The organism is Candidatus Aquicultor sp. (genome assembly GCA_036504445.1).
Classification (GTDB): Bacteria; Actinomycetota; Aquicultoria; order Aquicultorales; family Aquicultoraceae; genus DASXVE01.
This window is the reverse complement of the sequence record DASXVE010000024.1, coordinates 17,753-41,215: the sequence shown is the minus strand read 5'-3', so window position 1 is coordinate 41,215 and position 23,463 is coordinate 17,753. Positions and strand designations below refer to the sequence as shown.

Below are 23,463 nucleotides of genomic sequence, written 5' to 3'. Positions count from 1 at the left end.
TTTGTTGAAGTCGAGCTGATATGATGGAGCTCATCGAGGAATTGGCTGACTTCGTAATATTTCGTAGAAAGTATCGTGTGCAAAGAAATTGCGAGCTTTCTTCTCGTTCCCTAACCATGCATCTTCATATATTATTGATACAGACGAGGATAGGTTTCAGCTTGCACCTTAGGTCTGTTTCCAAACCGATGGTGGTGATTATTCGAACTCGTTCATCGACCAAAGAAGGAGCAGTATGGCAACCGCAGAACAATTAAAGACATTAATTAGATCGCATTTCAGCGATCAACCTGAAAGGTTTTATACGGTCGCTCTGCAAGTTGCTGCTCATGAGGCTAAGCAGGGGCATTCAGCCCTTGCTAATGATATTCGAGAAATCGTAGACAGTGAGCGGAAAAAAAGCAGTTCTCGCGTTGTTCCTTTTCCGCAAGACTTAAAAGGCTTAGTGCTTATCGACAGGCCGCAGGTCTCTAAAAGCGAGCTTGTAATTCCTGCTGTGCTGCAGGAACGGATTCAACAAGTGATTCATGAGTATCGCCAACAAGAAAAGCTCAAGCACCACGGGCTCTCACACCGGCGCAAGTTATTGTTGATCGGCCCTCCCGGAACAGGGAAAACCATGACTGCGCGCGTTTTGGCGAATGAACTGCACTTAACCTTAAATACCATCCAGGTAGACCGACTTGTGACGAAATTCATGGGTGAGACCAGCGCAAAGCTGCGCCAAATCTTTCATCTTATAGAGCAAGCGCACGGCATCTATCTATTTGATGAATTCGATGCCATCGGCGGCGAACGTTCGATGGACAACGACGTCGGCGAGATGCGTCGAGTGCTGAACTCATTTCTGCAATTTATTGAGCAAGATACGTCCGAGAGTATAATAATTGCAGCCACGAATAATCCGGGATTGTTGGATCAGGCTTTGTTTCGTCGTTTCGACGATGTTCTCTATTATGAGGCTCCTGATAAGGATGCGCGAAAGCGGTTGATCAAAAATGTGCTCGGAACCTTTAAGGAGAGCCGGTTCGCTTGGAAGCCGGTTATCGAAAGCAGCGAGGGTTTAAGTCACGCAGAAATCGATCTGGCCTGTCGCGATGCCATTAAGCAAGCAATTTTGGGAGATGTCGATAAAGTAAGCTCGGCGATACTGCTCAAGGCTTTACAAAATAGACAAATCGCGCGAAGGGGATTGCGAGGTAGCTCCTAATGCCGCAGACAAATCTTTCGCATATCAAACTTGAAGATCCGCCGTCACGGTTGGGGTTTACGAGTGTAACGCAAATGGGTGCGAAAAAACGCATACCTGGGCGCGGCAATCGACAAGGGCACGCCGACTTTTTACGGGAGCGCCTTAGTCAAGCTTGGGAAGAGGCGGAAAACGAGTTCGTCGTCACTCATGCGGATCGAGAGGGGATTTACCTTGAATTTCGGGGTGCACCCGGATATGATTTGGTGACCAAAAGCCTTGAGGACATGCGGTCGAAGAAAGCCAGGCTATGCAACGTCAGAATCGAGGAAGAACTAGTAAGAAATGACGAGACCGGTGAAGACGAGTATTTGCGCGTAATCTATGCAACCGTTTTTATAGCAAACGATAAGCGACAGGATTTCTTCAAAAAGCTCGAGCAATATGCAAACGAGGAGAGCAAATCGGGTAAACCGCGGAATGCCGATCTCGTTAACAGTATAGAAGATCTGCGTAAGGCCTTGCTCGTCGAATCGTTCTGGCAAGACGATAATGATTTAATGCCCGGTGAAGAGCCGGAGTGGTGTGAAGTCTGGCTTAGCAGCGATAGCGATGAAGCCATTCGACGGTTCGAAGAATTGCTCGTGCAACAGCAGGTAAATTCAAAAACAGGTTCTATAAAGTTCCCGGAACGTGCGGTTAAACTCGTGCATGTGAACCGCCGCCAGCTTGAGGACTTGACACGATACTCGGATGAGATAGCCGAGTATCGCAAGGCAAAGGACACCGCGGCTTTCTGGGATGAGCTACCGAATCTGGAGCAAGCAGAGTGGGTCGAAGATTTTAGCGAGCGTCTGCATGTAGACGGTGAAGCCAATACTTCTGTTTGCATGATCGATACAGGCGTTAATACAGGCCATCCTATGCTATCGCCTCTGCTCGATGGTAATGATTGTCATTGCTATGATTCGGCATGGGGTACACATGATCACGAGGGTCACGGCACTCTGATGGCAGGCATTTCCGGTTACGGCAACATTGCGGAACTTCTTTCCGGCAGTGAACCCATTATCGTTAACCATGTGCTTGAGTCCGTGAAGATGCTCCCGCCGCAAGGACAGAATGAGCCGAAGCTTTGGGGCGATATTAATGCTCAGTGCGTATATTTAGCTGAAATCAGGGCCCCAGAACGCAAACGCATCAATTGTATGGCAATCACTGCTGAAGATACACGTGATCGGGGGAGGCCGTCTTCGTGGTCGGGCGAGTTGGATCAACTCACATCAGGTGTAGACGATGGCGTAAAACGGCTAATGGTAGTAAGCGCCGGCAACATCACCGATTTTAATCAAGTAGCGAATTACCCCGAAAACCAAATTACCGATTCCATCCATGATCCGGCCCAATCATGGAACGTGCTTACTGTTGGTGCCTACACGCAATTAGATACGATTACTGATCCTACATTAAATGGTTATACTGTAATAGCCCGAAGAAACCAGCTTTCGCCTTTTACAACAACGTCTCTAACATGGAATGATAGATGGCCTATCAAGCCGGAGATTGTCATGGAGGGCGGCAACATGGCGGTCGATGACGGCAACTTCGCGACGGAATGTGCGGATCTTTCTTTGCTGTCCACACATTACCAGCCGCAATCTCGGCTACTCGATTGCTTTAATATGACGAGTGCGGCGACGGCGCAAGCCGCCCACCTCGCCGCCAAGATTCAAGCCCGCTATCCCGATTATTGGCCGGAGACGATTCGCGCGCTTATGGTGCATTCCGCCGAATGGCCGGATGAACTCAAAAGGCAATTCGTGCAGAACGATACGAAAACCGAACTCAAGAACTTGCTGCGTATTTGCGGATACGGTGTTCCGAACGAAGAGGCCGCGCTGTATAGCGCATCAAACTCGCTGACGCTGATAGCACAGGCGGAAATCAAACCGTTTGAAGTTCAAGGAGGCAGGGGGAAGACGTGCGATATGCATCTCTACGATTTACCTTGGCCGCGTGAGGTGCTGTTGGGATTGCATGATACGCAGGTTGAAATGCGCATAACACTCTCCTACTTTATAGAACCGGGCCCCGGCGAAATCGGTTGGAAAGACAGGTATCGGTATGCTTCGCACGCCTTACGATTCGACATCAACTCACCGTATGAAACGGAAGACCAGTTCGTCCAGAGAATTAATGCCGCTGCACGCGATGAGGATGAAGGGCATCCCGGAACAGCCAGTGCGTCGGATCATTGGGTTATTGGGCAGGCCCGTGATAAAGGCTCAATTCATTCCGATATTTGGAGAGGGTCGGCGGCAGAGCTTGCGGAATCTCACTTTATCGCAGTATCTCCGAGAATCGGTTGGTGGCGAGAGCGGAAACACCTCGGCAAGTTTGACAACAGAACGCGTTACGCCTTAGTCGTAACAATAAGAACTCCGGAACAAGAAATAGATGTTTACACTCCTGTTGCTCAACAGGTCGGCTTAATCGTTCCGATAACAACACAACGCAACGGAAGATAGATCGGCATAATCCTCAGGAGTTAGTCCACAAGCGAGCGTAGTAATCCAACACTAGACGTGATATCCCGAAGTACATCTTAATCTGAAGCGTAATTGACATATCGGTTGCCTGAGCGGTTTGCAATTAAATATGCGGCAAACTACGGTGAAAAGTGTCTCGCTGCTAATCATTATTTTCTTATGCGAGTTAAGCGCCAGTCTAATTGCAGTCAAAAACGATTTAATATATGCAAATGCTCTTATGGACAAAACGATATAAACATGCTAGAAACTTAGAAGAGGGGATGTTCGTGTTGCTATAGGACGCCTCCATGGGAATAATGAAGTAAGGTGACATATAGACTCTTAAGTCGTTGGCTCGGCGCACTAAAACGACTAAAATGGTAACCAACCCGGAGAAATGAAAGCATGGCACAGGCAAAAGCAGCGGACCGAGCAATTATCGATAACGAGACGATTTTTAACGCGAGGATAAATAATCAGCTCGCGCCGTTTACTCCGCGACCGAAGCTCATCGACCTCTTCGCGGGAGCGGGCGGTATGACGCTTGGCTTTACGGAGCTTCTCGGGCACTTCTTCGAGCCGGCCTGGGCTAACGATATTAATAAATATGCTGCCAATACCTACAACATGAACTTCGGTAATCACTGTGTCTATGGCGATATAATTGATATTCTAGATAATCCTCATAACAAAATTCCGAAAGCCGATGTTGTTGTAGGCGGTCCTCCCTGTCAAGGCTTTAGCTTGCTAAACAAGAACCGAGACAACGATCCAAGAAAGCACTTATGGCTTCCTTATATGGAGGTCGTAGAGCGTTCAAATGCTGACATATTCGTCATGGAGAACGTGCCGCAGCTTATCGGCTCCGACGAGCACCAACAAATCATTGAAAAAGCGGAATCGATGGGCTTTCAGTTGGCATGGGAGCGCCTGTGCGCTGCAGACTACGGTGTGCCGCAAACTCGCTGGCGCGCCTTTATCCTCGGATGCAAGTTTGCCGATCCAAAGGAGATATTTCCGCCGAAGAAGACCCATGTTGTTCCAAGCGGCAACGGCTACCGCAAAATGTTTGCGCAAGATTTCGACGAATACATCAGCGATGCCAAGCCGTGGCGAACCGTTAGAGACGCAATAAGCGATCTACCGATACCGGTCGGAACCGAGATTCGTATCGAACCAGGTCCGCTAGATCTTCATTTCGGCCGCAAACCGACCCCGAAAAGTATAGCCCGCTATATGGCGATACCCGAAGAGGGCATGAATCGCTTCGATCTGCAGGAGCGAGCACCGGAGATCACACCGGATTGCTGGATTCGCAAAACTTCCGGCGGCACGGACCTTTTTGGTCGCCTGTGGTGGGATAAGCCCTCCTTTACAATACGGACCGAATTCTTCAAACCGGAAAAAGGTCGCTACCTGCATCCACAGCAGCACCGGCCCATCACGCACCGTGAGGCCGCGCGCTTGCAGTCGTTTCCTGATGAGTTCAGATTTACTGGATCAAAGACGGAGATTGCGAAGCAAATCGGCAATGCGGTCCCTCCGATGCTCGCCGCTCGCATCGCTGATTGCGTTTATGCGCTCCTGTGTGCCAGACTCTAGGCATGCCCGATGTTTTCGATAAAGAAAAACGCAGTTGGATAATGTCTCGTGTCACCGGCAAAGATACCAAGCCCGAGATGGTCGTGCGAAGAGCCGTTCACGGTCTTGGGTATCGCTATCGCCTGCACGGCAAAAACCTGCCCGGTCATCCCGACCTCGTATTGACTCGCCATAAGAAGATCGTCTTTGTGCATGGTTGCTTTTGGCACGGGCACGAAGGATGTAAACGCTCAAAACGACCTTCTTCCAACACACAATTCTGGAACGAGAAAATCGACAAAACGATGAGACGTGATATAAAGGTAGAAGAGGAATTAAAGGCCTTGGGCTGGAATGTATTAGTTGTTTGGGAGTGCGAGACCAAGAATCCTGAAGAACTCATGCGAAAGTTGGAGAGGTTCCTACATGGCGAATAATGAAAAATCAAAACATATTGATCCCGAAGCGGCGCGGCGCCGAGTCGAGGAGCTGATAGCAAACTTCAAAGCCGAGCTTCAAACCGAAGAGCTTCGGCCTAAAGTGCTCGCGCTCGTACCGGTTTTTAATACCTTGCGCGATCTGGGTGCGGCGCTAATTCCTTCGGAATATGCATCGTCCGCAAGGGAGCGGATTCTCTACTACTTTCGCAAGCATCCGGGGATCGTCATAGACGGCGACGAACTCCTTGTCGTCTCGGGGATTCAAGAATACGCGCGACGCGTGCGTGAGTTGAGGGTTCAATTCGGCTGGTCTATTGCCAGCGGCGTAACCGTCAAAGAGATGAGTGAGGATCAAGACGTAGAAGTTCCGCACGAATTGACGGCTATGAAGACAAGCGATTATGTCTTGCTTAATACGCAGCAGGATCGCGATGCCGCACACCGCTGGAATGTTGCAAATACGATTCGTAAAGGCGAAGACTCGGTGCGGGATAAAATTCTTAAATATCTGCGAGCAAATGTCGGCAAACCGATTACGAATGAGGAGTTGCGCTACGTCGCAGGCGACAAAACGGAGTGGGCTCGGCGGGTGCGAGAGTTACGGACGGAGTATGGTTGGCCGGTCGCGACGCAATCGACGGGGCGCCCGGACCTTAGTGTCGGGGAATACGTGCTTCAGGCCGATCGGCAAAGCCCCGAGCATGACCGGCATATTCCAGACGATGTCCGGAGAGACGTCCTTCGTCGCGACGGTTATGCGTGTCAAGAGTGTGATTGGTCTCATAAGGAGTGGAACCCTTCGGATGCAAGGCACTTGGAAATACATCATATTGAGCACCACGCAAAAGGCGGCGGGAATACTAAGGAAAACTTAGTTTCGCTATGTACTGTTTGTCATGATAAAGCTCATCGAAAGTAAGACTACAAATCACAAACCCTCTGAGATTCTCGCCTCCAGCATGCGATTAAAGTGATTGCGAACCGAGCAGGCGGAGAGGCACCTTAAGATATGTAAAAGAAGAACATTCCTTCCTTGAATCGATCTTTTCGCGGTGGTTTAAGATCGGGATGCTGTGTCCTAAAGTGCTCATACACCATAGTTGCTTGTTCCATCGTACCGACAATCCTCACATATCGCTTGCCGTTTTTAGTAACACCTTCGGTGTATTCCGGCACACTAGAAACCTTGGTCTGTATGCGTTCTTCGACTTCTAAAGCACTAGTGTCTTGGTTGTTTTCGGTTGCATCAGAAAGCAGCAACGCTTCGCTCGCGCCAAACCATTTGATTTGATCCTGCCTTAACGCTTTACTGAGTGTTGGATACTGGATTAGCGCTGTTAATCTCTCAATATCGTCTTGGCCTAAGTATCGCTCTGCCTTTGCTTTAAGATAAGCAATGAATTCTGAAATTCCGTTAAATACCGGCATTGAGCAATCCGTTGTTTTAAGCCACTGTGCTCGAGTGAAAACCACAATAGGTACTATCCATTTTTCTGCTGGAGCATCAATGCTCAAAATCTTTGTTCCCTTAAGCCACTCAGCGATGGCCTTTACATGGTAAGTATTTTGCTTTGTAGGGCTGCTCTTGCACTTAATCCATTCTGTGCCGTTGCGATATTTCCAATTATCCTTGTATGCGGAATATGAGCCTTTCCATGCTTTCGTCTCAATTATAAAGAGACCAGGTGGGCCGATGATAATGTGATCGATCTGGGTGAGTCTGCCCGGTTCCGGCTCAACAACTACGTCGTTAAAGACAAACCACTCGTCCGATAAGCGCATCTTGGCCTGGAGAAAGACGTTAAACTCCCCAGCGTCACCTTTTTCCATGTTCTTTGCGTTAATTCGGTCGAAAAAGAGGCCGGCGAGTGGTTTTGCAACCCATGCAGCAACAGCCGGCAATTCTTCATCCATCTCGCGCTTCATCTGCTCTTTCTTGTTTTGAACCTTTTTATTGATTCGCTCTTTGAATTCTCTGCGTAGGACAGGGTCTTGCTTTAAAAGTCGAGCCAAAACTTGTTTCCAATCTCCCACAAACACTAAACGATAGTATTCATATCGGTTGATTTACAAAGGTGCCCGAGGCAAATCTGCCGATGTCTAAGAATCAGCTTGCCGGGGTAGCTGTTTTCGACTCAAGATTCTCATGGGGAGACTCGGTTTTTCTCATGTGCTTATTAACTATCGCTAATTAAGTAAAACGTTCGCGTTGTTAATTGATATGAATAGATTACGCATGGCTTACTAAAGGTTTGGCAAAAGGCCTTGCAGCTCTATAATCGCTTGAGGAGTGTTCCCGCTCCGCTCACATGATTTAATATACTTAACACGCTGCTTGGTTTTAGCAACTTTATCCCTTAGATACTGCGCCTTGTTGCTGGGATAAGAAAACGCATTCCAGAAAGCGTAAAAATAGTCTGCGAGCGAATTGCAGAGTATAAAGTTAAGCCACAACGCTATATCGTCATAAAGGTTCGCGGAGATAACAAAGTTCTCAAGCTCGTAAGAGTTAAGAGGGTAATCGTTGCAAGCATTCCAGTATTTGATCAGGCGAATAAGCGGCTTAATAAGAGATTTGTTATTGGTGTTGGCGGATGTTAGCTTTTGGTTTAAACCTTTTGGATTTGTAGCCATCCAATCAGACCATTGTGACACTGGCGAAGGAATCTGTAGGCCATACCAAAAATGATTGATCGCGGGAACGAGTTCAAACTTTATATGGTTAAGCGACAACACTAGGGTCGGGTGTGACTGATAAATCTCTGACATGGGGTATCTATCATTAGTAAAACGCCGCAAGCGGTCGAGATACGTTTGCGGCTTCATATATCCGCTTGCCGTGCCAAAGATGATCATATAATCTATATCCGAATTCTCATCTGCCTTTCTGGGAAGGATGGTGCCACGGGTGCTGGATCCAAACTCATAGTGGGTGTTGATGTTATTGCCGAAGTAGAGGTCAAGACGAGAGGCCAACGTCTCTATGGAAGTATTAATGCTGGATACTTCCGTGGGTGACAGGATTAACTTATTCGCTAAATTAGTTAGATAAGAATTTACAGTCATCAGCATCCTTACCGATTTCATCAAACTCTATATGAATGGCGTCCAAATTATCCGTATCTTAGCGCTTATTAATGGCTTAAGATAGAAATATGGATCCACACAAGAATATCTTTTACTATTATCGCGGTCCGAGGCATAAGTCGTCCAGCGAAGAGTATACGGCGGCCGACCGCGTGCAAATAGAGGACAATACGACAAAGGCTCTTATTAACGTACTGGAGGGCGCATCCGAGGCGGTCCTTCGGCAATTCCTTAACTATCTTGGGATTACAAGGTTGAGCTCTGGCGGAACGCATTTTGCGCTGCAGCGAAGCCATGTGCCTGATTTAGGGGCGCAACATAAGGTTATTCTTGCTCTAGCGCCAACGGCTGACATCGAAGAAGGTAATGCAAGTAACGGCAGGGGAAGACCGGATGCGTGGCTTTATTCGCCATCGTTTGTGGTACTTATTGAGAACAAGACGTTCTCCCGCTTAAATTGTGCACAGCTACAAAGGCACGCGGCATCAATTGGCGCAACTGAGCAAGATATAAGGGTTATGATGTGGGCCGAATTGTACTTGCTTTTCTCAAGCATAAAGCCCGAGAACAACACCGACTGGTTTCTGTTAAGGCACTTTATCGATTATTTGGAGTTGATTGGCTTGGCACCGTTTACAGGTTTTACGAGCGACGATTTTGATTTCTTTATCATGCGCGATGAGGATTACAAGCGCATCATTAAAGGAAAGCTTAGCGCGTTTGCCGAGGAGTTGTGTGCGAGACTGCCGGCAGAAATCACAAAAGCTTACCCTGATCAACACGTAGGGCGCCTCATACCGGGCGATGACCGGGACGCCTGGGTAGCGCTTCGCAAACCGCAGGAGAATACGGATATTTTTAAACAGTGTAACTTCAATGCTGTTCTTGGCAAGGATGGTCTGCGACTTAGTGCGGTAATTCGAAATGGACGGCATACCGATAAGAACAAGGCGATCGGAAGGTTTTATAGTGGCATCAAAGCTAATCGAGGTGAGTTTACATCCCTTCTAAAAATGTTGGCGCCTGACTATGAGCTGCGAATTTATGAGCGCACATCTGCCAGTGGAGAGTATCCTCGGCAAGGTGATGAATACTGGCATTTAAAGAGCATACTTTCTTTAGATGTTGCGATCGATGCGGTGATTGACTACCTTATAATAGCGCTCGAGGAGATCGATTTTCCAGGTATTAATGTTGGCAAATCGATCTCGCGGGGCAATCCCATCTTGGCCGACAAAGAACAACTTCTCACGATCAGCGCTCAAGCTATCCAGGATTTGAATAAAGTACTTAAGTTCCTGGAGATCGCCTAGTGTGCTGAATCGCTTACGTTCTCAAGGGTATTTACACTGGTGCGCGGGCATAGAACGACGGTTAAGCCCCAAGCAAACATCACCCCTAATTGCGCCGTGGTCGTACTTGGTATTTAATAGTAATTAGCTCTACACTCCAAGCGTTAGATAAGCATAGCCTTGACCAAGAAGGTGGACTATGGCGACAAGTGTAAATGCTGCATTTTCTGAGTTCAATAAAGACGTTGTAAACCTTGTATCTGACAAAACGAAGGTTGCGAGAGCAAGCCGTGATTGGCTATTTGGTCAATTAGAAAATCTCCCAAATAAGATATCGGATTTTCCGGTGTTATACGATGGCATGCATATTAGGTTCGGCTCGTTTGCCCGAAATACCAAAATTAGGCCGCTTGATGACATCGATATGATCCTTACGTTTGCGGCCCAGGGGTCGACTTACAATATGCAGTCTTACGGCAAGAGCTATTTGATTGATGTGCCGGAAACAGCAACCAACTTAAGAAAGCTGTGCGATGACAATGGAAGGCTTAACTCCATACGGTTGGTAAATAAGCTAGTTAGCTCCCTGGCTCAAATAGAGCATTATAAGAAAGCGGAGTTACATAGACGACAAGAGGCCGCCACGCTGCAGCTCACTTCTTACGAGTGGGTTTTTGACATTGTGCCGGCATTCTACACAGATACAGGCTATTATCTCATCCCTGATGGCAGCGGCGGCTGGAAGGCTACCGATCCAAGAGTTGATCAAACGCGTGTCACCGAAATCAACCAGCAGCACAGTGGGGCGATTCTACAGATAATTCGCACGTTAAAGTATTGGAACAGAAGGCCAATCATGCCCACGATACCTTCGTATCTATTCGAAAACATAATTTTGAATTATTACGCAACTCGAAGTAGCATTAGTGACTGGATTGATGCAAACCTCATAGAGTTTTGGGCCCACTTGAGCACGGCGATTTTCGGTTCGGTGCTCGATCCCAAAGGCTTTCAGGGAGAGCTAAATGATTTATCCGTTGAGGATAAGCTGAAAATATCAGCTAAGGCCACAGAGGCTAACCAAAAAGGTTTTGAAGCGTATCAGTTTGAAACCCGAGATTCAGATCAGGAAAAAGCGATAAATAAATGGAGAGAAGTTTTCGGCGATGAATTCCCAGAATACGGATAATGATAACATGGTGGTTCCATTTAGCCGCACATTCGAGCAAGCGAGATCCTTTGATAAGGCTGCTAGGTATGTGCTGTATATCGCTACCGCTTTAGCAATCATCGCGTTCTTTTTTCAGCTGGATAATGAGGCCCGGAGACCCGTAAGCGACCTTATCGACTCCATAAATTCCATCTTTATCGTTGCTTACGGTCTGTTGGTAATTATCACCAACTACATTATTTATGAAGCAAGCGTTCAAAAAAGAATGGATTTTATAGACAACTCGTTTGCAACCACTTACTCGGAGGAAAGCTCTAAGGGCTATTTTTCAAATGATGAAGTTGAACAGGGAATTTATAAGATGGCGGTCAACGGGTTTGAAAACGCTTTGTTCACTTACAATGTTTCTAAGCGCATGCTAAAGCCTCTATGGATACAAAATGCCTTAATAGGTGTACTTTTTATCCTCTTTGCATTTACTGGCCAAAACAATGCATTCATTATGCTATTAAAATTAGTGCTTCCAATCATCCTATTTACACAAGCGGTAAACCAAACATTGTTTGTTGGCCGAGTAAAAAGGATTTATGAAAACTACCGACGTCTGTTTCAAGACCTAAAAAACACCCCAGACAAGGAGTTCAGCAAAACCCCGGAGATACTCATCAATGTTATCGAATATGAAGCAACCTTATCCTGGTCTGGCATTTTGCTCAATACTGATATCTACAATTCACTTAACGAGGAATTATCAAGTGAGTGGGAGACTATGAAAGAACGATGCCAAATTCGTTAGACGCCTGTCGAGGGATAGCAAAGAAGAGCCGGTTAACCGGGGGATATTAGGAGCATGAAGTCAAGCAGAGTCTTTCGTGCCAGCATTGACGACACAATGCTCAGCAGTTCCACCGAACGAGCTATTACCTATGAAGTGCTGTTTGACCGCCACAACAGAAAAGAAAGATTACGAAATCGTCTGGGCAGCCTCTGAGTATCGCCTTCAGGTTGAGGAGCGTATTTAATGAAGAATGTGACGAATCAGATTAAGACATCCAAGAATGAAGAATTTCAAGAGATAATTCTTCATAAGACGCTTGGTCAGATTCACACTTTCCTAGATGAGATCGCTAATGGAACGTCCAACTACAAAAGCCTTCACAACTTGACTGAACAGGTCGAACACCAATATCACGGGCGGTTCCTTATCGAATTGATACAAAATGCACATGATGCTCTTCTTGAGAGAGGAGAGGGGGAAGATGAGCGCAGAATAGAACTCAGTATTATGGAAAATGAGGCGCCTTTTGGCGCTCTTTATGTTGCTAATGACGGCAAACCTTTCTCAGCCTCAAATTTTGAGAGTCTATCTAATCTCGGCCAAAGCGACAAAGATCCTGAAAAATCAATAGGCAATAAGGGCATAGGTTTCCGGAGTGTTCTTGAAATATCGAAATCACCTGAAATCTATTCGAGGCGCAGGAAGGAAAGCCTTCTATTTGATGGATTTTGCTTCCGGTTTAACCCCTTCATAGTGCAAGAATTTGAGACCTCCATAGACACCTTGCTGGAAGGAAATAACGCTCCTAGCTGCCCTCTTGACCGCGACATTCCATTAGTGTCGTGGTCCAATGAGAAATACATAGCTTTTCGGGGACGGTGCAAGAAGTCTGGCAAGGGGTGGCTGCGTAAAGAACTTAAGCATCTATCTCCGTATCTCCTTCCTGAGCCAATTAGGGACAAAGCGGTACCACAAAAAGTATTGGAATATGAGAAGCAGGGATATGCATCGGTTATCAGACTGCCTTTTATCAATGAAAAAGCAAGAGAACTTGCGCTTACTGAATTAAAAAACCTCAATGAGAATACGGTGCTTTTTCTTGATAGAGTTAGAGCTTTTCAGCTGGTTACAAATCAATATAACCGCAAGTTTCTCCGATTGGAGGCCTCGAGAGAAAATGATCCTGAAAATGGCTCGGAAGTCTCTATTCGTGAGGAATCAGCTTACGATAATGAAGCCGTAAAAACCGAGAGAAGATTCTGGTTGTGGGAGGAGCGTATTGGGGATGACGACAAGTCAGCGAACGCTGAGGCTTTAGCTGCTGCTGTCGTAGAACTTCCAGGGAAATGGCCAGAGCTTGCGAGTGCAAGGATTTCAGTTGCTGTGCGCCTGGAGGAAAGCCCCGAAGACGGAATCCTGAATATTTACCTTCCTACTGGTTTGTCTAGTGGTTGCTCAGCCCATTTCAGTGCACCGTTTTATGGAGATATGAGTAGAACCGATGTAGACTTTAGCCAACCACTTAACATGCTACTTTTAAGGTCTATCGCCAGGAAAGTAACGGGCGTGATATTTAATAGTTTGGTTGGTCGGGGCGAGGACGAGGCAGCTGCAATTATTGATTTGGTCTCATACGCTGACGGAGCGGCTGGGGAAAGATGGTGGTCCACAATCTCGACGCTCTGGAAGGAAGAAGGCATTAACATCGCAGACCAGAATATCTGCTTGACGGATAAAGGGTGGGCAGCCCTAAAAACAGCCAGTATTCTCAGTGTTGTTGAGGACGCGGAGGTTCTATCCCCCAGCCTTCTCCGTGAATCCGCCTGTTATCCCGCTTTCATTGAGGCGCTCTCTTCTCGTATGGGCTTGGTGAAACAAATCTACAGAAAGATCAGTATCGGTTCTTATGCTACAGATCAACAGCTTGCAGACACCATCGAAAAGGCAGCTACTATTCTTCATGCCTCAGACGGAAGGGTAGATTGGAATGGATTCTGGCATGACGTTGAAAGTATTCTTGAGGGTAGGGCTTCTTTACTGAAGGGCAAAAAGGTGCTCTTGGGGACAGATGGTCAGCTACATTCTGTTGGGGAAAGGAGCGCGGTTTTCTTCCGTCCGATGAAGCTTGGATTGGATGACGAGATCCAGTCTGAGGAGGCGATTGAGGAAATTCCGGTGAGTTTAAGGCCGTTCATCTCTTTCTTGAACGAATCTATAACTACTCATACAGCGCGCGAGCGCGGCGGCTACGCTTCAACGCCGATTCACACCTTTCTCTCCTCGGACTTAGTGAAGCAATTCGGTGTTGAACATATTTTCCGAAGTGTTCTGATTCCTATAATTCCAGATCTTCCTGTTTCTCTCCGATCTGAGAATGGCAAACTCTGTCGCGACATTTTGCAGTGGGGCCTAAAGCTTATCTTTAGCCTTGTCGCAAGAGATAGAGGAGAAAATGCTACAAAATTACTTGCTCGTTTGCCAGCTCCATGTCGGAGTGGTTGGTACCAAATGGATGAGACTACCTTTGGCACCGGTTGGGATGATCAATCCAATGGCACCCTTGGTAAAGATCTCGATCTATATCTGAGCAAGGTTAATACTTCTGAATGCCAAGAAGCATCGAAAAGGCTTTTATTGCCACCAGACAGCAAGTACTGGGGCGGATTAGCCGATAGGGCTTATGATCTTTTGAAGAAAGCAGGTGTTTTTAGAGGACTTCGACCCGAGAGAATACAAAGCACTGGTTGGACATCGGTGTTCTGGGTCGGCGGGTATCGAGAAGTTATGATTCCTGAAAAGGGGCCTCAGACCTTTTGGGAAGATTGCTGGAAAAGATATCGCAGATATGTTTCCAAAGAGATAGCATCGCCTTACTCGGGGAATTTCCGCTATGTTGTCAAGCATCTATATTCTCTGCCCGGTCTTGATCGCTACGGAGACTTTGATGGCAGTCTCCGAGTGGTCTTAATGAGGATTCTGCTAGATTCAATTCCTTTCCAACAACTCCATGAGGACTGGGAGGAATTAGCAATCGAAAAACTAGATGGCGAAAGGCATAGATTTACGATAAAGTCGCCCCTTAAGTTTTTCTTCGAGGAAACTGCATGGATAGCTGACGCACAGGAAGATAGCATCGATTTCTTTTGTCCTAGAGAGAGATGGCTTGTGCCCTCTACGGTTCTTGCAGGACGCTCACATCATTATGACTGCCTGAAGCCCCTTCCCTCTGCCATTATAACAATCATGGAAAAGAACCCAGCCCTTGTTAGTACAATGCGAGAGCTTGGTATGCCTCTATTTGACCTTGAAATACAGACCCCTGACGCCCGGCTCTTGGATGACCTTGCGCATGCATTAGCCGACCCGGCAGTCGACATTGCGAATCTGGATGTGTTCTTGGGAATGGTGCGAAACGCATGGACACAGCTTTATCCGAAGGAAGGTAACAGTTTACCAGAAACTTTGGTGGTCCGCAGGGGGTCTAACACATTAGAGGCTACGGCGCCGTCAGATGATGATCCGGTATTCTTGCCTGATGCGACTGAAGCTCTGCATGATAGCCTTGAATTGCATTCGAAGCCGATTATCGCCATTGAATTCAGAGATGCAAAACGTTTGAAAGATTTTTTCTTAGATTCTTACGGGAATGCAGTGCAATTGGCATCTGAACTCAAAATGCAACCGCTAGTTAATGGCAAAGCATGGAACGAAGGCACGGATCAACCATTTGCCTCGAATGGTTTGGAATGGCTGCCGCCGGTTGTTCTCTCGGTGTTTGCCTATGCCGGACAGCAGAATCGGGGAACTGGGACTAAAGCATTTCAAAAGGCTATGGATAGCCTTCGGAGTGCGCGAGTACAATGGGTCGATACTGTTGAGATTGGCCTCTGGCGTGATGATTATTTGGTTGCCAACATGCCAGTGAGGGCATTTTGGCATGTTCGGGAGAATACCCTGATAGCAGAAGAGATAGGGCGGCAAAAGATTAGCCTCTTTAGCGAAGCCCTATCTACCGTAGTGGAAAGGGCTGATCTTCCTATCCCTCTTAAATTAGTGCTAGGAAATCTTGTTGACAATGCTGAACCTAGCCAGAAAGAAATATGCGAGGCTCTTCAGGAAGTTGGAATTTCTCAGGACCGCTATGCCGAGGTGCAGCAACGTTGGCTTGGTAATCTTTCTTGGACCATAAAAGTATTGCGTCCAATCATACACCTCCTAGAACCTGGAGTTGATACAGCTGCTCTTGTAGAGCTTAATACTGATGACCAAGTGGAATCGTATCTCAAAGCTCTTGAATTGAGATCTCTTGGGTGGGAAAAGGTCCTAGAGATTGCGCGAGCCTCGCGGGGACTTCAGCAGACCGGCGAATACCTTTTTGAAATCCTAGGCGAGAGCGCTCAGCTTGAGCGGTGGAATGCCGTTCTTGCTCCATTTGGCGAGAGTCCGATCGAGATATCTGGTATAGAGGAACAATTTAAACTGTACCTTGATTCTGCACGGAAACCGCTTCGTGCCATTATTCGGCGTATTCTTAACGATAACGACGCGGCAGGTCGCTTCTTGGAATTAGAGGATTGCATCCATGAATTTGGTTGCCCTGACGATTGGCCGAGACGTTTTTGGAATATTAAGTTTAGAATGGTGATGGAGGTAGTAACACCAGCTCTCGAAGCGATCGGAGCATCGACTGAAGAACTTGATGCTGTGACACAGGCGGAGTCTCTAGATGATTTGTTTGTTAGGCTTTCCGAGTGCGGACTTGAGCCGAAAATTGATCCTATTGAGATTCATTCGGCGAATTACGAAAACGTAAAAAAGGAGCTTGTAAAGCTTCAGAAGGCAGTCATCGTTTGGTGTGAGAGAAACAAAGCTCTTCCGGGAATGTGGGCTGATGGTGTAAACAGCCTAATGAACCAGCTAGAAGAATATTTGGATGAGCATGCCTTTCTCAATTTTTGGGGCGAATCTTCATGCCTAAATGCTATTCGGAGCCTTCCAAGGGAAGACGACCATATAGAGCTTTGGGATGTTATCGATACTGAGTACGATGTGTCAGGAGTTATAAGTTCACTAAAGGTCCTCGAGGAAGATTTGCACCAGGCAGATGAAAGCTTGCAGAGGCAGCGACTCAAGTTGGAGAAGGAGAAGCGAATGGTGCAAGTTTGCGGCCAGCCTTTTGAGAACACCTCTGATAATCTTACAAATCTCTGGGACCACCTGGAACAGAATTTGCACATTGAAGAAGTCTCGGGTTTCGATATAAGAAATTGGACCGACCTAAAACAGCTAAAGTCTAAAAGAAAGAAACGTGTTGGTAATGGATCGGGGATAAACGGCCGTAAAAGAAGCGGAGTGCCCCCAAGGATGACTCAGGCGATGAAAAACCTTGTAGGGTTAACTGGCGAGATATATGTATATCGTCTATTGCAGCAGACTTACGGTACCGATATTATCACCCCAGATTGTTGGGTTTCGGAAAATAGCAAACATAAGTTTCCAAAGAATAGAACGGATGATGGTTATGGTTACGATTTTAAAGTTTTAGTGGACGGCAAGATTCATTTCATTGAAGTGAAGGCTAGCACAGGAGAAGACGGGGTCTTTGAACTCGGTTCCTCCGAAGTCCAGCTTGCTGTAAGATTGGCAGACAAGCGAAACGAAATATTTTCGATTTTTCATGTCATGAACGCCCTATCGGAAAGTCCGACGGTGAAGCATTTACCAAACCCCTACAACAAACGGTTTCGGCAAATGTTCAGAATTGAGGAGGCGGGGCTTAGAGTAAGGTATGAAGCCGAGCAGGAACTTTAATGAGATAGGCGCGTTGCTTTCTGCCAAGATAGTCTTACATTGCTTAACAAGATATCGGCTCGAGGGGTCAAAAAAGGGTCAGAACCCACATCATGCCATTCACTTGGCGACAACCAGTGCAGAGTGGGCATTGCAAATGTGCAGGCCAGGGCACTATAAGACACAGCATGCAGGCTATTCTGAGGCCATGTTGCCACTCATAATCCCTTGGTCGTAGGTTCGAATCCTACAGGGCCCACAGAATAAAAAAGCAGGTAGCGAGCCTAGAGAGGTTCGCTATTTTGTTATTTTATGGAAGAAAGTGCGGCTCGATGGGTCAAAAATGGGTCAGAATTGATGACTGGCTATTCTTGGGGCGCCGTTTATTCGTGACTAGGGCCTTTGGTCTTATAATTTTGTGGTGTGTAGCTATCATAATGTGACTCGGTCTGTGGAACAACATGTTAGATTATGGCTTTTCGAAAGTAGATATTTATCTGTTGCTCGTTACCTCATAACAATGTTCTCTGTTGGCTCGCAAGCAAATATAAGCTTAAGTGTTCTTCTTAGCTCTTATTAGAAATATTTTTCCTAAAGAACCTCTGAGCAACGATGTAACGCGCTCCACTTTTATCTTGGGTTCGTGAATGCCTTGCATTTCAAGTTGAGAAGAAACTGCATTTACTAACTGCTGTTCGCGAAAGCCAGCCCCAGGACTGAGGATGCGCACATTTAAGTTATTGTCGTTCTCCTGGATAATCTGCCAGCCAGCAACGGGCTCTTGTTCCATTATGTTATGAAAGACATTTGGGTGGATGGCAACCTCGTCTCCCTTATTATCAAACAGAAAAAGCGTATCCTCCGCTCTGCCTTGAATGTCCTCTATTAAAGCAAAGGGGCGCCCGCATGGAGAAAGGCGAGTAGACGGCCTTACGCTATCACTCATTTCGTAGCGTATCAAAGGGAGTGTACGGCTAAATAAAACTGTAACCAATATCTTTGTTCCGTATTCTCCAGGCTGTACGTGGGCGTTTTTCTCGTTAACAATTTCAGTTATGACTAGGTCCTCATAGAGGTGAAGGTCATGATACTCGCAATCAGAGGCTATTCCGGCCGTCTCAGTTGCAGCATATTGATTAAACGGTTCTTTACCCCACGCGTTCTTTATTAGCTCTCTGGAATCTTGCGTTAAAACTTCTGATGCGCAAAAAACGGCCTCAGGTGAGATATTGAGGTTGCCAGCAAGTTGTTCATTTGCGAGTAATCTTGCCATATTTGCATACGCAACAAGTGATCTTGGTTGAAAATCGTTAAGGGCAGAAACGATGTGCTCCATCGTATCGGTGGAATCAATTCTTAGAGTAGGGACGAACCAGCTTTTTAACGTTGCACCCACTGCAGCCGATTGGTGCCAGGGAGTCGTCGTGCTTACAATAGCTATCTTTGTTCTTCTTGTCAGGCCTGCCTTTACTCCCGCCCAATCATTGCCTCTTGTATAAGAGGCTAACACTGATAGCCACTCCTTAGGGTTGTAGATGAAGATACCCCTCATGCCGGTTGTGCCGGCGGTAGAGGCAACATAATACTTGTTCCTGAATAACTTTACGTCTTTTAAATCGGTAAGGAAACTCTGGACATCCGCAAGTTTGATTGATCTGTCGGTAATAAGCTCATCCCAATTCTCCATAAGCATTCGTTTTGTTAATACTGGGAGCTCTTGCAACGGTGCTTTAAAAAGGCCATTGTGCAACTTCTGGTAATAAGGTGAGAACTTATAGGCATAGCTGCGTAAATCCAGCAACGCGTTTGCTTTATATTCAACGAGTTTCTCTCTTGCCCATGTATCGCGTCTATGTAATTTTCGGCGAAGCGCAAGCAACTTGATTATTTGGTTGAAAGTCATAGATAGCCTTTCTTGGTGAGTTGATGCGATTATCTTACCCGCTTTTCTTCGATCTTTAAAAAGTATGCCTAAAGGGAATATTTAACATCAAATCTGCTCAAAGGAGAGAATTCTCATGGCCGAAAAGGTGCGAGTTGGCGTAAACGGCTACGGTGTTATTGGTAAAAGGGTAGCCGACGCTGTAGCGAAGCAAGACGATATGGAGCTCATCGGCGTTTCGGATGTCGTCTACGATTATCGAATTAGGGTTGCGGCTGAGCGAGGATATCAGATTTACGCTTCTGTTCCCGAAAGAGTATCAACTATGGAGGAAGCCAATATCCCGGTTGCCGGTACACTCAACGATCTATTGCGGCAAGTCGACATTGTCGTCGATTGTACGCCTAAAGGAATTGGCTTAAAAAACAAACCAATCTATGAGGATGTGGGGGTTAAGGCTATCTTCCAGGGTGGGGAGGAACACGGACTCACCGGTGTGTCTTTTACCGCACAAGTCAACTACCATCAAGCGCTCAATAAACAATTTGCACGCGTAGTTTCGTGCAATACAACGGGTTTGTGTCGTGTACTCAATGCGCTTAATAAGAATGGCTGGATAAAGCGGGCGCGCGCTGTTTTGATGCGCCGGGGTACCGACCCGTGGGAAAGTCATAAGGATGGCATGATCAATACTGCGATACCCGAGACAAAAGTACCAAGCCACCAGGGGCCTGATGCTCAGACGGTCATGCATGATCTAGACATCACAACCATTGCCGGAGCCGGCCCGTATAACTTAAGCCACTTGCACTTTGCGATGGTCGAGACAAATCGCCCGGTTAAACTAGATGAGCTGCGCCATGCATTATGGGAAGAACCTCGAATTGCGTTTGTGCACTCAAGCAACGGCTTAGTGGCACTTAATTCAGTAATCGAACTCATGCGAGATCTGGAACGCTCGAGAAACGATATGTGGGAGGTCGCTGTTTGGGAAGATGCTTTAGCTGCAGATGACCGTGAAGTTTACTTGGCATTTCAGGTTCACAATGAAGCGATCACCATACCCGAGAGCGTTGATTGCATTCGCGCCTTAACCGGTATCATGCAGAATGGAATGGAATCTATAGAGAAAACAAATCTATCGCTCGGTATTACGAAAAGCTTCCTTCCCAAGACAATGCCCGAAGAGATCATTCATTTCGAGATAGGCAAGGCGCTCATAGAAGCCCGGGAACGGTTCATGGAAGAAGGCTTTAAGGGAGCCGAAGAGCCAACGAAGGCCGAGCCGACGAGGGAACAACGCAGCGCTTAGGGTTTGGCACCTTAACTGATGGGTATACAAATGTGAGGTGATAAAGTACCAACATGCATCAGCACGCAGCCCATCCACATGAAGAAGAACGAACCGTTCAACTCAAAATCAAGCCGCTGCCTGATTATCCTGAGTATGCCGCTTTTCTCGAAAAACGGATTTTGAGCCAGCCGAGCGTTACCGGTGTGCGCGTTGACCTTGAAAACAGTCTTGCAACCATCACATATACTCCGGCTGGTATAACTGAAGAAGAACTGCAGCAGATAATCGATGCAGCCGATGAGGAAGTACGTCATGAAGTTCACGGTCACATTCACTTGGGCAGCACCAAGATTGAGCCGCAAGTAAAGCCCGAGCATGTTAACCATGAAGCGCATGAGCATGTTGCACCGGCCTGGCAGTCCGAATACGGCATCGAAACCGAGCATGCCGGACATGGCCCGGAAATGGTCAAGCAGCTTCGAAACGCTTTTATTGTAACGGCGGTTCTAACCGCCATTGTCGTCGCCACCTCGCCGATTGGTGAGACTATTATCGGCCGCACAATAACGCTGCCGATTGATATCAACCTATTCCACTTTATCGTCGCCACACCGGCGGTTCTCTATGGCGGATGGTTCTTCTTTACCGGCGCCTGGCGGGCCTTAAAGCTTCGCACGACCAACATGGCGACCCTCGTTTCCGTCGCCGTCTTAGCTGCTTATCTCTACAGTGTTGCCGCTACCTTCATCTTTGGCGGGCCGACATTTTATGAAGCGGCGACCATGCTTTTAACCTTTGTACTTCTCGGGCACTGGCTCGAGATGGCTGCCAGGGGCCGCACCAACGAAGCGATAAGATCGCTCTTGGATCTCATACCACCGACGGCCAATCTTGTTGTTGATAGCCAGGTTAAGCAAGTGCCGGTGGATGAAGTAAGGCAGGGTGACTTGCTCTTGGTTCGGCCAGGCGAGAAGGTCCCGGTCGACGGGATGATAATCGAAGGGCAGACCTCAATCGACGAATCCGCCATAACCGGCGAGTCGCTCCCCGATTCAAAGAAAGCCGGTGACGACGTAATCGGCGCCACGATCAACCAAGAGGGCTCGTTTCGGATGCGGGCGACCAAAGTCGGCGAAGACACCACGCTTAGCCAAATCATCGCGTTGGTCGAAGCGGCACAGCGGACCCGCGCCCCGGTTCAGCGCATTATCGACCGGGTGGCGTCATACTTGGTGCCGGTCGCCCTTGGCGGGGGCTTGGCCGCATTCTTGCTATGGCTTGGCTTTAGCACGCAAGGCGTGTTGTTTGCCTTAACAGCGGGAATATCGACAATCGTTATCGCCTGCCCGGACGCTTTGGCGCTCGCAACCCCGATAGCCATCGTGGTAGGCACAGGTGTTGGGGCAAGAAACGGCATTTTGGAGAAAAACGCTTTGGCATTGGAGCACTCGGCCCGCATCAATACCGTTTTGTTCGATAAGACCGGAACCCTTACCGAAGGTCGCCCCGAGGTAAAGGACATTATCTCCGTCGGCAGGTATGGCCACGATGAGCTCCTGCGCCTGGTTGCCGGGCTCGAAGTAGGCTCTGAGCACACCATCGCCCGATCCGTCGTAAACGCCGCCAAGGAGCGTGGCATCACTGATATTCCGCAGGTTTCGGATTACCGGGCGGTTCCCGGTCGCGGAGCTGTCGGAACAATTGAAGCGAATGAGGCCATGGTCGGCAACATCGCCTTTATGAAGGAGGAAAACATCGATCTTTCTAAAATCGAAGCGCGGTCTCGCAAACTTGAGGATGAGCATAAAACCATGATTTTTGTGGCGGTAAATGGAGCTATCGAAGGTGTATTGGGGCTTGCCGATCGCGTAAAGCCCGAATCGAAAGAAGCTGTAAGAGAACTTCACAACATGGGCATTGAAGTCGCTATGGTTACCGGAGATAACAAAGCGACAGCCGATGCGGTCGCACAAGAGTTGGGGATCGATAAGGTGTTTGCCGAGGTACTGCCAGCAGATAAAGCTCGGAAGGTTAAGGAGCTGCAACAGCAGGGTAGGCTTGTGGCGATGGTGGGCGACGGCATCAATGACGCGCCCGCGTTAGTTCAGGCGGACCTCGGCATCGCAATCGGGGCGGGGACCGATGTGGCGATAGAGTCCGGCGCGATAGTGCTCATGCGCAACGATCCGCGAGACGTCGTAAAGGCCATACATCTTGGGCACTTGGTGCTGGGTAAAATCAGACAAAACATTGCTTGGGCAATCGGCTACAACGCAGTTGCCCTGCCGATTGCCGCCGGGATACTTTATCCGTTTACCGGCTTGCTTTTGAGCCCACAGATTGCCGCTATCGCTATGTCGGCGAGCACTATCACGGTCACTCTAAACTCACTGCTTTTAAGCCGTCAGGCGAGGAATTTGGGATAGGT

General features: G+C 47.6%; 14 protein-coding genes. 11 read left to right on the top strand and 3 right to left on the bottom strand.

Annotated features, from left to right (window positions below; all coding sequences use genetic code 11):
• Positions 1–235 precede the first annotated feature (235 nt).
• From VGK02_06265 to VGK02_06245, 5 genes are all read left to right on the top strand, one after another.
• Complete coding sequence (locus VGK02_06265) at positions 236–1,210, top strand: ATP-binding protein (protein HEY3374649.1); 975 nt, start codon at positions 236–238, stop codon at positions 1,208–1,210.
• On the top strand, positions 1,210–3,717 hold the full coding sequence (locus tag VGK02_06260) for a S8 family peptidase (GenBank protein ID HEY3374648.1): 2,508 nt from the start codon (positions 1,210–1,212) through the stop codon (positions 3,715–3,717). Before VGK02_06265 ends, VGK02_06260 begins: the two co-directional genes overlap by 1 nt.
• Before the next feature lie 408 nt (positions 3,718–4,125).
• Positions 4,126–5,322, top strand: a complete 1,197-nt coding sequence (locus VGK02_06255; protein HEY3374647.1) for a DNA cytosine methyltransferase — start codon at positions 4,126–4,128, stop codon at positions 5,320–5,322.
• A 2-nt stretch (positions 5,323–5,324) separates the two neighbouring features.
• On the top strand, positions 5,325–5,738 hold the full coding sequence (locus VGK02_06250) for a very short patch repair endonuclease (GenBank protein HEY3374646.1): 414 nt from the start codon (positions 5,325–5,327) through the stop codon (positions 5,736–5,738).
• Positions 5,728–6,660, top strand: a complete 933-nt coding sequence (locus tag VGK02_06245; GenBank protein ID HEY3374645.1) for an HNH endonuclease — start codon at positions 5,728–5,730, stop codon at positions 6,658–6,660. Before VGK02_06250 ends, VGK02_06245 begins: the two co-directional genes overlap by 11 nt.
• A gap of 83 nt (positions 6,661–6,743) precedes the next feature.
• Here the strand turns inward: VGK02_06245 and VGK02_06240 are convergent, their stop codons facing one another.
• Both VGK02_06240 and VGK02_06235 read right to left on the bottom strand, forming a co-directional pair.
• Complete coding sequence (locus VGK02_06240) at positions 6,744–7,754, bottom strand: nuclease-related domain-containing protein (protein ID HEY3374644.1); 1,011 nt, start codon at positions 7,752–7,754, stop codon at positions 6,744–6,746.
• A 231-nt stretch (positions 7,755–7,985) separates the two neighbouring features.
• Positions 7,986–8,828, bottom strand: coding sequence for a hypothetical protein (locus VGK02_06235; protein HEY3374643.1), 843 nt, complete (start codon positions 8,826–8,828; stop codon positions 7,986–7,988).
• Positions 8,829–8,896: 68 nt separating this feature from the next.
• On the opposite strand from VGK02_06235, the gene VGK02_06230 reads away from it, so the two are divergent.
• The 4 genes from VGK02_06230 (at position 8,897) to VGK02_06215 (ending at position 17,880) form a co-directional block, all read left to right on the top strand.
• Positions 8,897–10,141, top strand: a complete 1,245-nt coding sequence (locus tag VGK02_06230; GenBank protein ID HEY3374642.1) for a PD-(D/E)XK nuclease family protein — start codon at positions 8,897–8,899, stop codon at positions 10,139–10,141.
• Positions 10,142–10,319: 178 nt separating this feature from the next.
• Positions 10,320–11,309 (top strand): hypothetical protein, encoded by a 990-nt coding sequence (locus VGK02_06225; protein HEY3374641.1) that lies wholly within the window; start codon positions 10,320–10,322, stop codon positions 11,307–11,309.
• Positions 11,310–11,316: 7 nt separating this feature from the next.
• Positions 11,317–12,087, top strand: a complete 771-nt coding sequence (locus VGK02_06220; protein HEY3374640.1) for a hypothetical protein — start codon at positions 11,317–11,319, stop codon at positions 12,085–12,087.
• A 225-nt stretch (positions 12,088–12,312) separates the two neighbouring features.
• The gene (locus VGK02_06215; GenBank protein HEY3374639.1) at positions 12,313–17,880 is read left to right on the top strand and encodes a DUF3883 domain-containing protein; all 5,568 of its coding nucleotides are present in this window, start codon (positions 12,313–12,315) and stop codon (positions 17,878–17,880) included.
• A 532-nt stretch (positions 17,881–18,412) separates the two neighbouring features.
• Here VGK02_06215 and VGK02_06210 read toward each other — a convergent pair.
• Complete coding sequence (locus tag VGK02_06210; protein ID HEY3374638.1) at positions 18,413–19,762, bottom strand: hypothetical protein; 1,350 nt, start codon at positions 19,760–19,762, stop codon at positions 18,413–18,415.
• Between the two features lie 115 nt (positions 19,763–19,877).
• Here VGK02_06210 and VGK02_06205 point away from each other — a divergent pair, with 115 nt between their 5' ends.
• Positions 19,878–21,053 (top strand): type II glyceraldehyde-3-phosphate dehydrogenase, encoded by a 1,176-nt coding sequence (locus VGK02_06205; protein ID HEY3374637.1) that lies wholly within the window; start codon positions 19,878–19,880, stop codon positions 21,051–21,053.
• Positions 21,054–21,106: 53 nt separating this feature from the next.
• A complete protein-coding gene (locus tag VGK02_06200) occupies positions 21,107–23,461 on the top strand; it encodes a heavy metal translocating P-type ATPase (GenBank protein HEY3374636.1) in 2,355 nt (784 codons plus the stop codon).
• The last annotated feature ends 2 nt before the right edge of the window (positions 23,462–23,463 follow it).

What these genes read in the sequence shown, in the direction of transcription:
- VGK02_06265 (HEY3374649.1), top strand. Translation starts at nt 236, where the DNA reads ATGGCAACCGCAGAACAATTAAAGACATTAATTAGATCGCATTTCAGC.
- VGK02_06260 (HEY3374648.1), top strand. Translation starts at nt 1,210, where the DNA reads ATGCCGCAGACAAATCTTTCGCATATCAAACTTGAAGATCCGCCGTCA.
- VGK02_06255 (HEY3374647.1), top strand. Translation starts at nt 4,126, where the DNA reads ATGGCACAGGCAAAAGCAGCGGACCGAGCAATTATCGATAACGAGACG.
- VGK02_06250 (HEY3374646.1), top strand. Translation starts at nt 5,325, where the DNA reads ATGCCCGATGTTTTCGATAAAGAAAAACGCAGTTGGATAATGTCTCGT.
- VGK02_06245 (HEY3374645.1), top strand. Translation starts at nt 5,728, where the DNA reads ATGGCGAATAATGAAAAATCAAAACATATTGATCCCGAAGCGGCGCGG.
- VGK02_06235 (HEY3374643.1), bottom strand. Translation starts at nt 8,828, where the DNA reads ATGAAATCGGTAAGGATGCTGATGACTGTAAATTCTTATCTAACTAAT.
- VGK02_06230 (HEY3374642.1), top strand. Translation starts at nt 8,897, where the DNA reads ATGGATCCACACAAGAATATCTTTTACTATTATCGCGGTCCGAGGCAT.
- VGK02_06225 (HEY3374641.1), top strand. Translation starts at nt 10,320, where the DNA reads ATGGCGACAAGTGTAAATGCTGCATTTTCTGAGTTCAATAAAGACGTT.
- VGK02_06220 (HEY3374640.1), top strand. Translation starts at nt 11,317, where the DNA reads ATGGTGGTTCCATTTAGCCGCACATTCGAGCAAGCGAGATCCTTTGAT.
- VGK02_06215 (HEY3374639.1), top strand. Translation starts at nt 12,313, where the DNA reads ATGAAGAATGTGACGAATCAGATTAAGACATCCAAGAATGAAGAATTT.
- VGK02_06210 (HEY3374638.1), bottom strand. Translation starts at nt 19,762, where the DNA reads ATGACTTTCAACCAAATAATCAAGTTGCTTGCGCTTCGCCGAAAATTA.
- VGK02_06205 (HEY3374637.1), top strand. Translation starts at nt 19,878, where the DNA reads ATGGCCGAAAAGGTGCGAGTTGGCGTAAACGGCTACGGTGTTATTGGT.
- VGK02_06200 (HEY3374636.1), top strand. Translation starts at nt 21,107, where the DNA reads ATGCATCAGCACGCAGCCCATCCACATGAAGAAGAACGAACCGTTCAA.